The sequence below is a fragment of the Pseudomonas sp. NPDC088444 genome (genome assembly GCF_044900175.1).
GTDB lineage: Bacteria > Pseudomonadota > Gammaproteobacteria > Pseudomonadales > Pseudomonadaceae > Aquipseudomonas.
This window is the reverse complement of the sequence record NZ_JBJDNK010000013.1, coordinates 117996-131515: the sequence shown is the minus strand read 5'-3', so window position 1 is coordinate 131515 and position 13520 is coordinate 117996. Positions and strand designations below refer to the sequence as shown.

13 protein-coding genes are annotated in these 13520 nt (G+C 59.5%); 4 read left to right on the top strand and 9 right to left on the bottom strand.

Annotated elements, in window-relative coordinates; translation table 11 throughout:
- The first annotated feature begins 156 nt into the window (after nucleotides 1-156).
- The gene (locus ACI2KB_RS23960; RefSeq protein ID WP_404638635.1) at nucleotides 157-441 is read left to right on the top strand and encodes a hypothetical protein; all 285 of its coding nucleotides are present in this window, start codon (nucleotides 157-159) and stop codon (nucleotides 439-441) included.
- 162 nt (nucleotides 442-603) lie between these two features.
- On the opposite strand, the gene ACI2KB_RS23955 is transcribed toward ACI2KB_RS23960, so the two are convergent.
- The 3 genes from ACI2KB_RS23955 to rmuC all read right to left on the bottom strand — a co-directional run bounded on the left by ACI2KB_RS23955 (nucleotide 604) and on the right by rmuC (nucleotide 4146).
- Entirely contained in the window at nucleotides 604-729 is a 126-nt protein-coding gene (locus ACI2KB_RS23955; RefSeq protein ID WP_256601618.1) for a PA1414 family protein, read from the bottom strand.
- Between the two features lie 204 nt (nucleotides 730-933).
- Nucleotides 934-2385, bottom strand: coding sequence for an NCS1 family nucleobase:cation symporter-1 (locus tag ACI2KB_RS23950; RefSeq protein WP_404638633.1), 1452 nt, complete (start codon nucleotides 2383-2385; stop codon nucleotides 934-936).
- A 396-nt stretch (nucleotides 2386-2781) separates the two neighbouring features.
- Nucleotides 2782-4146 carry a DNA recombination protein RmuC gene (rmuC, locus tag ACI2KB_RS23945; protein ID WP_404638701.1) on the bottom strand — a complete coding sequence of 455 codons (1365 nt, stop codon included), beginning with the start codon at nucleotides 4144-4146 and terminating at the stop codon, nucleotides 2782-2784.
- Between the two features lie 1081 nt (nucleotides 4147-5227).
- Between rmuC and ACI2KB_RS23940 the strand changes: the two genes are divergently transcribed.
- From ACI2KB_RS23940 to ACI2KB_RS23930, 3 genes are all read left to right on the top strand, one after another.
- Nucleotides 5228-5452: a hypothetical protein gene (locus ACI2KB_RS23940; protein WP_404638631.1), complete on the top strand. Its 225-nt coding sequence runs from the start codon at nucleotides 5228-5230 to the stop codon at nucleotides 5450-5452.
- A 277-nt stretch (nucleotides 5453-5729) separates the two neighbouring features.
- Nucleotides 5730-6221, top strand: a complete 492-nt coding sequence (locus tag ACI2KB_RS23935; RefSeq protein WP_404638629.1) for a hypothetical protein — start codon at nucleotides 5730-5732, stop codon at nucleotides 6219-6221.
- Nucleotides 6222-6361: 140 nt separating this feature from the next.
- Complete coding sequence (locus ACI2KB_RS23930) at nucleotides 6362-7648, top strand: OmpP1/FadL family transporter (RefSeq protein ID WP_404638627.1); 1287 nt, start codon at nucleotides 6362-6364, stop codon at nucleotides 7646-7648.
- Nucleotides 7649-7859: 211 nt separating this feature from the next.
- Here the strand turns inward: ACI2KB_RS23930 and ACI2KB_RS23925 are convergent, their stop codons facing one another.
- From ACI2KB_RS23925 to ACI2KB_RS23900, 6 genes are all read right to left on the bottom strand, one after another.
- Nucleotides 7860-9068 carry an MFS transporter gene (locus ACI2KB_RS23925; protein ID WP_404638625.1) on the bottom strand — a complete coding sequence of 403 codons (1209 nt, stop codon included), beginning with the start codon at nucleotides 9066-9068 and terminating at the stop codon, nucleotides 7860-7862.
- A gap of 105 nt (nucleotides 9069-9173) precedes the next feature.
- A complete protein-coding gene (locus tag ACI2KB_RS23920) occupies nucleotides 9174-9905 on the bottom strand; it encodes an adenosylcobinamide-GDP ribazoletransferase (RefSeq protein WP_404638623.1) in 732 nt (243 codons plus the stop codon).
- Nucleotides 9906-10478, bottom strand: coding sequence for an alpha-ribazole phosphatase family protein (cobC, locus tag ACI2KB_RS23915; RefSeq protein ID WP_404638621.1), 573 nt, complete (start codon nucleotides 10476-10478; stop codon nucleotides 9906-9908).
- The gene (gene cobT / locus ACI2KB_RS23910) at nucleotides 10475-11527 is read right to left on the bottom strand and encodes a nicotinate-nucleotide--dimethylbenzimidazole phosphoribosyltransferase (protein ID WP_404638619.1); all 1053 of its coding nucleotides are present in this window, start codon (nucleotides 11525-11527) and stop codon (nucleotides 10475-10477) included. Before cobT ends, cobC begins: the two co-directional genes overlap by 4 nt.
- Nucleotides 11524-12045 (bottom strand): bifunctional adenosylcobinamide kinase/adenosylcobinamide-phosphate guanylyltransferase, encoded by a 522-nt coding sequence (gene cobU, locus ACI2KB_RS23905; RefSeq protein ID WP_404638617.1) that lies wholly within the window; start codon nucleotides 12043-12045, stop codon nucleotides 11524-11526. The genes cobT and cobU overlap by 4 nt, the downstream gene beginning before the upstream one ends.
- Nucleotides 12045-13517 (bottom strand): cobyric acid synthase, encoded by a 1473-nt coding sequence (locus ACI2KB_RS23900; RefSeq protein WP_404638699.1) that lies wholly within the window; start codon nucleotides 13515-13517, stop codon nucleotides 12045-12047. The genes cobU and ACI2KB_RS23900 overlap by 1 nt, the downstream gene beginning before the upstream one ends.
- Between the last annotated feature and the right edge of the window lie 3 nt (nucleotides 13518-13520).

Here is a 13520-nt window from a genome sequence, read left to right as displayed (position 1 = left end):
GGACGATCCGACACACAAAACTTGGACTAGCCTTAATCGTGACAGCGCGTCGGAACGGTGTGATTTCAAGGAGCGAAGCGATATTCGGCTGTCCGGCGACAACCCTCTGTTGTGAAGTCGGGGTGATTTTCGAGCACGTCAACGCAGAGGCTCTCCATGGACCGTCGCGAAATCCAGCAGCATGTTTTCGATACACTCGGGATCATTCTGGTCGACAAAGACCCGATCCAGGACGACGCCCTGCTCGCCGATCTGGAACTGGACGAAGAAGACTTCGCCGAGTTCTTCAGCCATCTCCAGGCCGAATTCGGCATCGTGATGCCGGGCAAGGTCAAATCGCAAATCTCTCATCTGCCGGAACACTCCCCTTACCGCCAACTGACGCTGCAAGGACTGGTGGATTTGATCCTGGTGCAGATGAAGGGCAGAAAATCCCATTGATTGAACGCAGATGCGTTCGATTTCCAGTCACACGCTAGCTGAGGGAAGGAAGTACGCGCGTCATCTGGCGGGCGCCAGGCGCGTCAAACGGTATTTAACGCACGAAGCGGGCTATCAGGCGATAGCGCCGCTGTCATGGTCACCGAGATGATTGAACAGGACTTAACGGCGTGGGCGACGGCGCTCGTCATCGTCAGTCCGAACGGGAATGGGTTGCAGTTTCGGGCGCTCGATCAGGCCCAATGCAACACCCACATCGTGAAGCCACTCTTGCAATTTGCTGTTCATATTACGCCCCCCTTAGGGAATGCCGGCAGCTAACTTTTCGTAAAACCCTGGTCCGCATAAGGCAGATCATAGTGCCTTGTCACACTTTACGCCTGCTACGGAGTGTCGCGGCAGGAAATTTTCCCTACCTTTACGTTTTAACGTCGTCATCCGACAAACCCTGAATTTCAGACGACCAGCGGCAACGCCACTGATCGCTTGGCTCTAACCCGCAGTAGCTGGGGCCAACGTTGCGCTTTCATGGGCTTGGCTACGGCGCGCGAAGAGGAAAAACAGCGCGCCGCCAAGGAAACATCCTGTAAACCATGCGAAGTTGGCCATCGGCTGCAACGCAGGGACGAAGGTGATCGCGATGCCCGCCAGGGTCGCCAGAATCAGCGCCTTGACCGCCGTGTAGTTCACCCCGCCGCTGTACCAGTAACGGCCTGTCGGACCGTCATTGAACAGCGCATCGACATCGATTTGCTGCTTCTTGATCACGTAGTAGTCCACCAGCAGGATACCGAACAGCGGCCCGATGAACGCCGCCAGCACATCCAGGGTGTAGTGGATCACCTGCGGGTTGTTGAACAGGTTCCACGGCGTGATGAAGATCGACGCCACAGCGGCGATCATCCCGCCCACTCGCCAGCTGATTTTGCTCGGTGCGACGTTGGCGAAATCGAACGCCGGAGACACGAAGTTGGCGACGATGTTGATGCCGATGGTGGCGGTCACGAATGCGAACGCCCCCAGCAGCACCGCCACATCATTGTCGATGCGCGCCACGGTGGCGATCGGGTCGTGGAGCATTTCGCCAAACACGGGCAGGGTTCCCGAGACGATGACCACGGTCACCAGCGAAAAGGCCAGAAAGTTGACCGGCAAGCCCCAGAAATTGCCACGGCGTACTTCGGACATGCTCCGGCAATAGCGGCTGAAGTCACCGAAGTTGAGCGTAGGACCGGAGAAGTACGACACCACCAGCGCTGTCGCCATGATCACTTGAGACACCGCTTCCCAACCGCTCAGAGACTTTTCCGACAGGGTAAAGCTGATATTCGCCCAACCGGCTTTCCAGACGATCCAGCCCGCCAGCAAAAACATCACCGCATACACGACCGGTCCAGCCCAGTCGATAAAGCGACGAATCGAATCCATGCCGGTCCAGAACACAGCGGCCTGCACCAACCAGAGCACCAGGAAGCCAAACCAGCCCAGGTAGGACAAACCTGCAAAATGAGGCTCCGCATAGACCGACATCTGTGGGAAGAAGCGCAGCACCACGATGATCAGCGCACTGGACGCCAGATAGGTCTGCACGCCGTACCACGCGACCGCGATCAACCCACGAATGACCGCCGGAATATTCGCACCGAACACACCGAAAGCAAGGCGGCAGATCACAGGATAGGGCACAGCCGCTTGCTGACTGGGTTTGGCCAGCAAGTTGGCGATCACCTGGATGATGCAAATCCCCACCAGCAGCGCGATCAGCACCTGCCAGCTCGCCAGGCCCAGTGCGAACAGGCTGGCCGCGAACACATAGCCACCAACGCTGTGCACATCACTCATCCAGAACGCAAAAATGTTGTACCAGGTCCACTTCTGCGGCAGTGGCCCCAGGTCCTGGTTATAGAGGCGTGGGCTATAGCCCTTGGGCATTGGCTCGGTCATCGCATGTCTCCCTGAAAGGACGAACAGGCTCCCGAAGCATACCGGCTGAACACACTGCGTACGGGAGCGAGCGTTTGTTGTATACGAAGTGACAGGCAGAATGCGTGCCATCGTTATTTTCAAGTCGACAAATGTGCGCTGAACAGCGGTGTTACAAGAGGTTCATGGCGAGGCGGAAGCTGCAGCGGGTGAGTCGCCTTATCAGCCTATACGCCCACTGACGGTGCAGCGATGCATGATCGAGGTGCATTTCCGGCAAGCTCGGGATCAAGAAGATTTTATGTATACACATTTACATGAAATTGTTAGAAGACCCGGTAGCAGTCCGGCTTGCCGACTGCAGCGATACCGCATACGCCAACGTCGGCAAGCCGTGCTGCTAGAACGTCAACGGCATTACTCCGGCAATTGCACCAGCCCGTCTTCATCGGTCAGCGCACGTTCCAGCAGGTCGGCAGGCAGATTCTTGCTCGCTCTGGCGCCCAGCAATTTGAGCTGCTCACTGCGGCTGACCAGATTGCCCCGCCCTTCCACCAGCTTGTTGCGCGCCGCGCCATAGGCCTTGTCGAGTTGTTGCAGGCGGTTGCCCACTTCGTCCAGATCCTGAATGAACAACACGAATTTGTCGTACAGCCACCCCGCCCGCTCGGCGATTTCCCGGGCGTTCTGGCTTTGACGCTCCTGCTTCCATAGGCTGTCGATGACGCGCAACGTGGCCAACAACGTTGTCGGGCTGACGATCACGATATTGCGATCGAACGCGTCCTGGAACAGGGTGGGTTCGGCTTGCAACGCCGCCGAAAAAGCCGCCTCGATCGGCACGAAAAGCAACACGAAATCCAGGCTATGAAGACCTTCGAGGCGCTTGTAATCCTTACCTGACAGCCCCTTAACGTGGTTGCGCAACGACTGCACATGCTGCTTCAACGCCACCTGTGCGATCACCTGATCCTCGGCCGAAACGAATTGCTGATAGGCCGTGAGACTGACCTTGGCGTCGACCACGACCTGCTTGTCACCGGGCAGCATGATCAAGACGTCAGGCTGAAAACGCTCGCCGTCCGGGCCTTTGAGGCTCACCTGAGTCTGATACTCACGCCCCTTCTCCAGCCCGGCATGTTCCAGCACCCGCTCCAGGATCAACTCGCCCCAATTGCCTTGCGTCTTCTGCCCCTTCAACGCACGGGTCAGGTTGGTGGCCTCGTCACTCAGTCGCTGGTTGAGCTGTTGCAGCCGCTCCAGTTCCTTGCCCAGCGAGAACCGTTCACGCGCCTCCTGCTGATAGCTTTCTTCGACGCGCTTTTCGAACGACTGAATGCGCTCCTTCAACGGATTGAGCAGTTGCCCCAGTTGTTGCTGGCTGGTCTCGGCAAAGCGCTGCTCGCGCTCATCGAAAATCTTCCCGGCCAGCTCGGCAAACTGCGCGCGCAATTCGTCCCGTGAACCTTGCAGGTCATTCAAACGCTGCTGATGGCTGTCCTGCTGCTCCTTGAGTTCTGCACTGAGCGATGCGCATTGCGCGCTCAGACGACGCAGTTCACTTTCCTTGTCATTACGCTCTTGCGCCCAGTCCTCCTGCGCCTGGCGCGCCGTATCGTGTTGCTGACGCAGCAGTTCGACTTCTCGGCGCAGCGCAGCCAGATCGGCCTGTTTGATAGCATTGGCCTGGCTTAGATCGCTGATCTCATCGCGGCTGGCATCGAGCTGCGCGCTCAAGCCATCCTGCGCCATCTGGGCATTGATCAAACGCTCATCCGCCAGCAGTGAATCCGCCTCACGTTGCGCCACCTTGCGCTGCAACTGCCACGCCAGCGCCAGCAACGGCAATGCCGCCGCCCCCAATCCCAGCAACAGGCTGGTGAGGTCAAAAGCCATAAACATTTCCCAACTCCACAATCGTGCTGGCGGCATTATGCGCAGAAGCTGCGCCGACGTCAGATTCCGATGAGCACTGAAAACAGGAAGATGGAAAGCGTAGTGCAATCTGGCAAAGGTGCGCGCTAGAGCAAGCGCGCGGGACAATCCACAGATCCTGTGGATAACTCAGTGGACAACACCCCTCCATCCCCCGCAAACGCAGGCAGAATGGGGCCTGCGTTCAAACTGACGATTTTTTCACCAACGAAAAAAAGCGAAGATTTTCATTGACTTAATAATTCGCCAACTGAAATCAAACTGTTAGGAGGGAATGTGACAGTGAGATGGCAGCTAACCGTTTTAATGTGCACAAGTCAATTTCCAATCGCTATAAGCCGCCGTTTGTAAAGCGTCACAACGTACTTAATGCAGGAAAAAACGGCCATCTCCTATCTCAAAGCGGTCACCCGCGCTGTTAATGTGCGCTGCGCAGGCTGAACCGCGTATTTCTCCCGCAATTCTATCGAGCGCTTGCATGTGGGCCGAACGTCAGGTATTCTTCGCGCCGTTAGTACCAAGCTGAAAATCAATTCCGATCGGCTTTAGCCCTTGATTCTGATTTGCCAAACGCGTCAGAAGCTGAGTAAGGGACCGATCGCCTCGATGGTTTATCCGTCATGAATGTCCGATCTGCCGACTGTTTGCAGACGCGATGAAGCCTTCATGACCTGACCGAACCAACCTGCAAATTGATCAGGATCTTCACCCCGAGCATCGAACCTTTGCTCCTGTTGTGTCGCCTGCCCTCCGAAGTACCTACCAGTCAGCCCGGCGCCAAACGATAACCGCGCTTCATCTGGCTGCCCTGTTCCAGACAGGTTCTGCGCCCTGCCCTGACTCGCTTTCGAGCATCGGCTCGCGTTTACTGGAACGTTTTTAGTTTGCACGCTTCTGATAGCGTGTCGATTCAGGAAACACCTTTAACATGACTACTCATATCCAGGCTCAGGAAGCCATCCGTACCCTCACCCATGCCTTCGCACCCATGGACTGCCTGATCATGGCTGCCCGCAAAGGCTGCTTCAGCTTCACCCTCGTCAACGAACACGGCATTGCCCGACACAGCGAACGTCTGTACCCCGACCAGTATTCCAGCCCTGAGCCGCTGCAAGCTGTCATCAATCGCACCCGTCTGGCACTGGCAGCCTGATACCGTTCGTCGGTAAAAATATTCGTTTGCCCAGCCCCACCCTCAAACGGTGGGGCTTTTTTGTGCCTGTTTTTCATATGAAAAATTCTTCACGCTAATCGCCAGACGCAATATGCGCGCGCCTGCAAAGCGGGAAATATTTTAAAAACAGCCCTTTACGCAGCAAATATGAGACTACGCTTCAACTCAAGCGGTCTGAGCCGCTTCCGGTGGACCCGGATTCCATTCCGCTGCCAAGCGTCGGGGTCCACCGGCTCATTCACTTCCCGAGGGTGTTATGGGAATCGCTGCCAGTGAACTGCGCCGATACGTGATCCGCCCCACGCTGATCTACCTCGGTCGCCACCAACCCTGCGCGGAGTCGTTTCTCCTCGCGGTCGCCGCCAGCCAGTCGGCGCTGGGCTTCGAACTCGACAGCCAGCGCGGGCACGGGCTTTACGGGATTTCCGACACGTTGCACTACAAACTCTGGGATGGCTATCTGGCAAAGGACCCTGACCTTGCCAGTCTGGTCAGAGGGCTGGCCAGCCAACATGCGTTTCTCACGGGGCCGGATCTGGAACTGACCGTGAACCTGCGCTATGCCACGGCCATTGCCTGGATGATGGTCGAAGCCAGCCGATTCGCCCTGCCCGCCGAAGAGGACGTCATGGGCATGGCGCGCATTTGGCGCAGGATATTTCAACCTCATGGCCGCCTGCAGGATTTCGAGACAGCCTGGCAAACCTCGGTTCGCCCCCTGTTTCAGGCCGAACCAGCCATTTCGTGACTCATCGGTTTCGATGAAGATCACAACAATTTTCGCAAGATTGTCCTACAAAAACTGCTCTAAATCGGGTGATCCAGCCTATAGCGCGTTATGAAAAATGTTGGTAATTTCCGCGCGGTGATCAACAAGGAGTTCTAACAATGAAAAAAACAATGATCAGATCCAGCCTCAGTCTCGCCGTTACACTTGCCTCCACCCAACTTTTTGCATCCGGCTTTGCTCTGAACGAACAAAGCATCAGCGGGATGGGAACCGGTTTTGCGGGCCGTTCCTCCTCTGCCGATGATGCAAGTACCGTTTATGGCAACCCGGCTGGCATGTCGCGCCTCAAACGCCAACAAGTGACTGTGGGCGTGGCCGCGATCGATGCCAAGACTGACATCTCTGACGCCAGCGGTAGCCGCACCGGTACCAACAAAGGCGACATGGTTCCATTCACTGCCGTTCCGATGGGCTTCTACGTCAACCCCGTCGATGACCACTGGGCCTTCGGTCTGGGTGTTTATGCGCCTTATGGTCTGATCACCGACTATGAAAGCAGCTTTCAGGGCCAGAACTTCGGCAGCAAGAGTATCGTGAAGGTCGTGACCTTCCAGCCGACCGTCAGCTACGCCTTCAATGACAAGGTTTCGATCGGCTTCGGTCCAACCATCAACCGCATTTCCGGCGCGCTGGAATCGACGCTGAACACACCAATTCCTGGTACCGGCAACGGTCGCGTTCAAGTCAAAGGGGATGACGTCGGTTATGGCTTCAACGTCGGCTTGCTGGTTCAGGCCACAGACACCACCAGCCTCGGTCTGACTTACCATTCCAAGGTTACGTACAAACTCGACGGGCACACCGAGGTGCGCGCCGGCGCAGGCAACCCGCCGACTCTTCTGCGCAGCGCTCGCTACGACGCCAAGCTGGATCTGGACCTGCCAGAGTCCGTTGACTTCTCTGCCACTCAAAAGCTGACTGACGACTGGAAACTCTATGCGGGTGCCACCTGGACGCGCTGGAGCCGCCTGCAAGACATTACCGTGCAAAACTCTGGCGTCACCGCAGCAGCAGGCGGCGCGCTGTCTCCGGCACTGGTCGGCACCATCACCGAAGAGCAGAACTGGCATGACACCTGGGCTTACGCCATCGGCACCTCTTACCAGTTGAACAAGCAGTGGGTACTGCGCACCGGTCTGACGTTCGACCAGTCGCCAACCAACAACACTGATCGTTCGCCACGCATCCCGACCGGCGACCGCACCATCTTCAGCATCGGCGCTGGTTACAGCCCGACTGACGACATCACCATCGACGTCGCCTACTCCTATCTGGATGAAGAAACCGTCAAGGTGAACCGCTCCAACGCTCTGGGCCAGCGCTACTCGTCCAAATACGACAACAGCGCCAACGGTTTCGGCCTGGGCCTGACCTACCGCTTCTGATGCAGTGGGCGGGACCGGCCATCACCGGTCCGCCATACAGAAAACCCCGCAGCCAGCGATGGATGCGGGGTTTTTCGTTAAGGGTCAACAACGCTTCAGCAGGTCATGCCGAGCTGCAAGGCACCCAGGCCGACGCTCTGCCAGCCCCACCAGGTCAATGCCAGCAGCACCGTCACGATGACGACGCCTGCCACCCAGGGCATCAACCGTGTCACAGCGCCACCGGTAGCACTCGCAGGCGCACCACCGGTCGTTCCCGCACCGGCCAGTTCAGCGCTGCCGCCATAAAGCTCAAGGCAATCGAAACGTGCCAGATCATGTCGTAACTGCCGGTGTGGTCATAGACCACACCGCCCAGCCAGCCGCCGAGGAAGGCACCCAACTGGTGAAAAAGGAAGACGATGCCGCCCAGCATCGACAAATTGCGCACGCCAAACAGCGTGGCGACGGTGCCGTTGGTCAATGGCACCGTCGACAGCCAGAGCAGGCCCATGGAAATACCGAACAGATAAGCCGTAGTCTGCGTCAGCGGCACCCAGAGGAACAGCACAATCACCGCGGCCCGCAATAAATAGAGGCCCGTCAGCAGACGCGGCTTGGACATTCGTCCACCGAGCCAGCCGGCGATGTAGGTGCCAAACACGTTGAACAAACCGATCAGCGCCAGAACAGTCGTGCCAACGGTCGCGGGCAGATGCTGGTCCACCAGATACGCGGGAAGGTGAACGCCGATGAACACCACCTGAAAACCACAGACAAAAAAGCCGAACGCCAGCAGCCAGAATCCTGAGTGGCTGCATGCCTCATGCAGCGCTTCACGCAACGTCTGCTCCCCGGCAGCCACTGGGACCGGCTTGTCCTTGAGCATCGCCACCAGGGGCAGGATGAACGCCACCAGAAAGCCGAGTGCGACCAGCGCCATGGACCAGCCCAGCCAGCCAATCAGCCCCAGCGTGCCTGGCAACATGGCGAACTGACCGAACGACCCCGCCGCACTGGCCAGCCCCATGCCCATGCTGCGCTTTTCGGGCGGCAGTGCGCGCCCAACCGCGCCCAGAATGATCGAGAACGTGGTGCCGGAAAGCCCAATGCCAATCAAAAGACCGGCGCTCAAGGACAGCGTGGCGGGCGAATCGGCCGTGCTCATCAGAGCCAGACCCGCAGCGTAGAGAATGCCGCCAACGAACACCACTTTTGCGGCCCCGAAGCGGTCTGCCAATGCACCGGTAAAGGGTTGCGCAAGCCCCCAGATCAGGTTCTGCAAGGCAATGGCGAAGGCAAATACCTCCCGCCCCCAGCCAAATTGCGCGCTCATCGGTGGCAGAAACAACCCGAAGCCGTGTCGCGTCCCCAGCGACAAGGCCAGAATCAGCGCGCTACCCAATAGAACCCAGCCGCTGGTACGCCAGACCGATGTCATTATTGTTCTCCTGTGGCCATGGGGACAGAGTTAGATGTAAACCGACATATTTGCGTCAGCGAAGCTACGCCGGGGGTCGAAGGGTGTCAATCGATGCCACAGGAATCAACCCAGCGCCAATGCGACCAGCACCAGCACTTCCAGCAGCTCCAGCATCGCCCCGGCCGTGTCCCCGGTGGTGCCGCCCAAACGCCGTATCATTAGCCGTCGCAAACTGAAGAACCCGGCGGTGGTGATGAGAATGGCAACCACCGCCGCTCCGCCTGCCACTAACACGCAGCCGATCACCGTGGCGATCAAGACCTGAACGCCCAGCGTACGCGGCAAATGATCCGCTAACGCCTGCCCCAACCCGCCTGAGCGAACATAAGGTGTATTGAGAAACAGCCCAAGCATTGCGGCGCGGCCAATCACTGCCGCCAGTAACAAGCCGGATTCATGACGGCTGTCGACCAACGCCAGAATCGCCGTGAACTTCAACAGCAGCACCACCACCAGTGTGACCACCGCAATCGGCCCGCTGCGAGGGTCTTTCATGATCGTCAGGGTGCGCTCGCGATCACCAAACCCACCGAGCCAGGCATCGGCACTGTCGGCCAGACCATCCAGATGCAGCCCGCCGCTGAGCAGCACCCATGCCGCCAGCAGCAACGCGGCATGCAGAAACACGGGCGAGCCGCTCAACAGCGCGTTCAGCCCTATCAGGATCGAACCGAACAGCACCCCCACCAAGGGATAGAACAGGAGTGAGCGTCCCAGTTGTTGCGGCGTTGGCATGCCCGGCAAACGAATCGGCAGGCTGCTGAGGAATTGCAGGGCGATCCAGAACGGCAGCATTCAGGCCTCCGTCAGCACGCCATGAGCGTCAACGTTAATAGAAAAGCGTTCACCATGACCGACGACCACTTGCAGCAATTGCTCCCGAGGCAGCCCCCGCGCCTGTGCCAGCAGCAGACGCATCACCCCGCCGTGGCAGACAAGCAACACCCGTTCGCCCTCATGCGCCGCTTGAAGACGTCGGACAGCATCTAGAACGCGTTCGGAAAAAGCCACCACCGGCTCACCATTCGGTGGCGTGAAGGTGTAAGGGTTTTCCCAAAACCTCCCAAGCCCTTCGGCGTCGGTCTCCATCAACAGGGCTGTGTTGACGCCCTCCCAGTCACCGAAATGCAGCTCTTGCACGCCCGGCTCCAGATGCATCGGCAGGCTTAAACGCATCGCCAATTCTTCCGCGAAACGTGCGCAGCGCTGCAATGGTGAACTGACGATGCGATCCCAAGCCTGAGGCGTGGCCACTGCATCGCGCATTTGCTGCCAGCCCAGCGGGGTCAATGCATCGTCCAGACTCCCGCGCAAACCACCACCGTGCTCGGTTTCGCCGTGGCGCAACAGGTCCAGACGCAAGGTCATGCCGGGCGATCCGCCACGGCCGCTTCGGCAAAGGTCGCCATGCCGTTGTGCAGTTCGCACGCCAGACGCAGCAACGGCACCGCCAACGCAGCGCCGCTGCCCTCGCCCAGACGCAGGCCCAGTTCCAGCAGCGGTTCGGCTTGCAAGGTTTCGAGCACGTGACGATGGCCTGGCTCAGCGCCACAATGACCGAAGAACAACCATTCCCGGCACGACGGGTTCAGACGCACGGCCACCAGTGCCGCGACGGTACAAATAAAGCCGTCCACCAGCACTGCAACGCCTTCCTGCGCGCAGGCCAGGTAGGCGCCGACCAGCGCCGCCACTTCAAAGCCCCCCATCGCACGCAGGCTGCCCAACGCATTGCCCGATTCAGCGGCGTGCAGTTGTAACGCACGCTCGATGACCTGTGCCTTGTGGTTGACGCCCTGGGCGTCCAGCCCCGTCCCCGGCCCCACCAGCAACGACGCCGGGCAGTTCAGCAACGAGCACGCCACCGCACTCGCTGCCGTGGTGTTGCCAATGCCCATCTCGCCGCCGATAAACAGCTCGGCGCCCGCCGATTTGGCGCGCAGCACGCTTTCGCGGCCGCCTTCAAGCGCGCCTTCCAGTTGCGCCTGAGTCATCGCCTCACCCTTGGCGAAGTTGGCCGTACCCGCACCGAGGTTCAAATGCCGCACGCCTGGCAGATTCAACGAGGACACAGTGCCCAAGTCCACCACATCCAGCTGCGCCGACAGCTGTTTGGCCAGCACGCTGATCGCGGCGCCGCCCATGATGAAGTTGTGCAGCATTTGCCCGGTCACTTCTTGCGGGTACGCCGAAACGCCTTCGGCCACAACGCCGTGATCCCCGGCAAAAATGCTGATCCAGACCTTGTCGAGCGCCGGTTTGACCCAGCCCTGCAAACCGGCGAGTTGCACCGCGACGACTTCAAGTTGGCCCAATGACCCGGCAGGCTTGGTCAATTGCTGCTGTCGGGCCAGCGCTTGCTCACGGCTGTCCTGATTGATTTCACGGGCGGGGGCATGCCACCAGGCATTACTCATAGTGCGGATCCTTTCAGGGTCATGGGCAGCCCGGCGACGGTGAATACCACGCGCTGGCACCGCTCGGCCAGCGCCTGATGCAGCCACCCGGCTTCATCGACATAACGACGGGTCAGCTCGCCGAGGGGCACCACGCCCAGCCCGGTTTCGTTGCTGACGAAAATGATGTCACCGGGCACATCGGCCAGGCCATCGAGTAACGCTTCGCGTTCCTGCGCCAGTCGCTGCGGATCGTCCAGCATCAGCAGGTTGGTCAGCCACAGGGTCAGGCAGTCCACCAACAGGCAGCGCCCTTGCCCTGCGTTTTCCTTTATTACACGGGCCAGTTCGAGCGGTTCCTCGACCAGCCCCCAATTCTCCGGACGACGCTGACGGTGCAGCATCACCCGCTCATTCATTTCGCCGTCCAGCGGCTGGCTGGTGGCAATGTAGACAACGTCGCGCCCGCTGTCCCTGGCGAGTTTTTCCGCCAGTCGGCTTTTGCCGGAACGGGTGCCACCCAAAATCAATTGCAGCATCAAACAGCCTCCAGGCCGCAGAGTTCGCGCAGCAGCTTGCCGTCCAGATGCGTCTCCACCAGATCCGCCAAACGCTCAATGTCGCGCTCGCGCAGCCCGTGGTAGTCGACTTGTTGAACATCCTGCAAACCGGCCCAGCGCAGCAAGGCACTGCTCGACGCCGGATGCTCGAACAGCCCATGCAAATACGTGCCGAGCACTTGGCCGTCCTCACTCATGGCGCCGTCGCAACGGCCATCGCTGAGCTGCACCAACGGGCGGTCCAGCGCCGGGCCGCTGGTCACGCCCGCGTGAATCTCGTAGCCGATCACGTCAGCGCCTTCGAGGGTCAGACGCCCACTGACGTTACGCAGCTGTTTTTCGTTCTCCAGCACTGTGCTCATGGCCAGCAAACCCAGACCAGAACTCGATCCAGCAGCCCCCTCCAGGCCCAGCGGGTCGTGCAACGCCTCGCCCAGCATCTGCAACCCTCCACAAATCCCCAGCACTTTGCCGCCGTAGCGCAGATGGCGGGTGATCGCGGTGTCCCAACCGTTGTTACGCAGGTAGGTCAGGTCGCTGCGCACGCTCTTGGAGCCTGGCAGGATGATCAGGTCGGCGGGGGGAATCGGCTGACCCGGCCCAACAAATTGCAGATTGACCTGCGGATGCAGGCGCAACGGGTCGAAATCGGTGTGGTTGCTGATGCGCGGTAGCACCGGCACCACGACGTTGATGACCTGCTCGGTCTTGTCGATCTGACGCTGATCGAGGCCGTCTTCAGCCTCCAGATGCAGGTCCATCACGTAAGGCAGGACGCCGACCACCGGCTTGTGGGTGCGCTGTTCCAGCCAGTCGAGGCCCGGTTGCAGCAAGGCGATATCGCCGCGAAAACGATTGATGATGAAGCCCTTCACCCGCGCCTGCTCGCTGGGTGACAGCAATTCCAGAGTACCCACCAAATGCGCGAAGACACCGCCGCGATTGATGTCCGCCACCAACAACACCGGGCAATCGACCGCTTCGGCAAACCCCATGTTGGCGATGTCACCCGCACGCAAGTTGATTTCCGCAGGCGACCCCGCGCCTTCCACCATCACCACCGACCAACCCGCCCTCAACCGCTGATGGGAGGCGAGCACCGCCTGCATGGCAATGGCCTTGTAATCGTGATAGGCGACGGCGTTCATGGTGGTGACGGCACGGCCGTGGATGATCACCTGCGCGCCGGTGTCGCTGTTGGGTTTGAGCAGCACCGGGTTCATGTCGGTGTGGGGCTCAAGGCCGCACGCCTGAGCCTGCACGGCTTGCGCTCGGCCAATCTCGCCACCGTCAGTGGTCACGGCACTGTTGAGCGCCATGTTCTGCGGTTTGAAGGGCACCGTACGCACGCCTTGCCGAGTCAACCAACGGCACAGCGCGGTCACCAGCGTGCTCTTGCCAGCGTCCGAGGTAGTGCCTTGCACCATCAGAGTCGCGCCTTGCTCCCTCAGGGT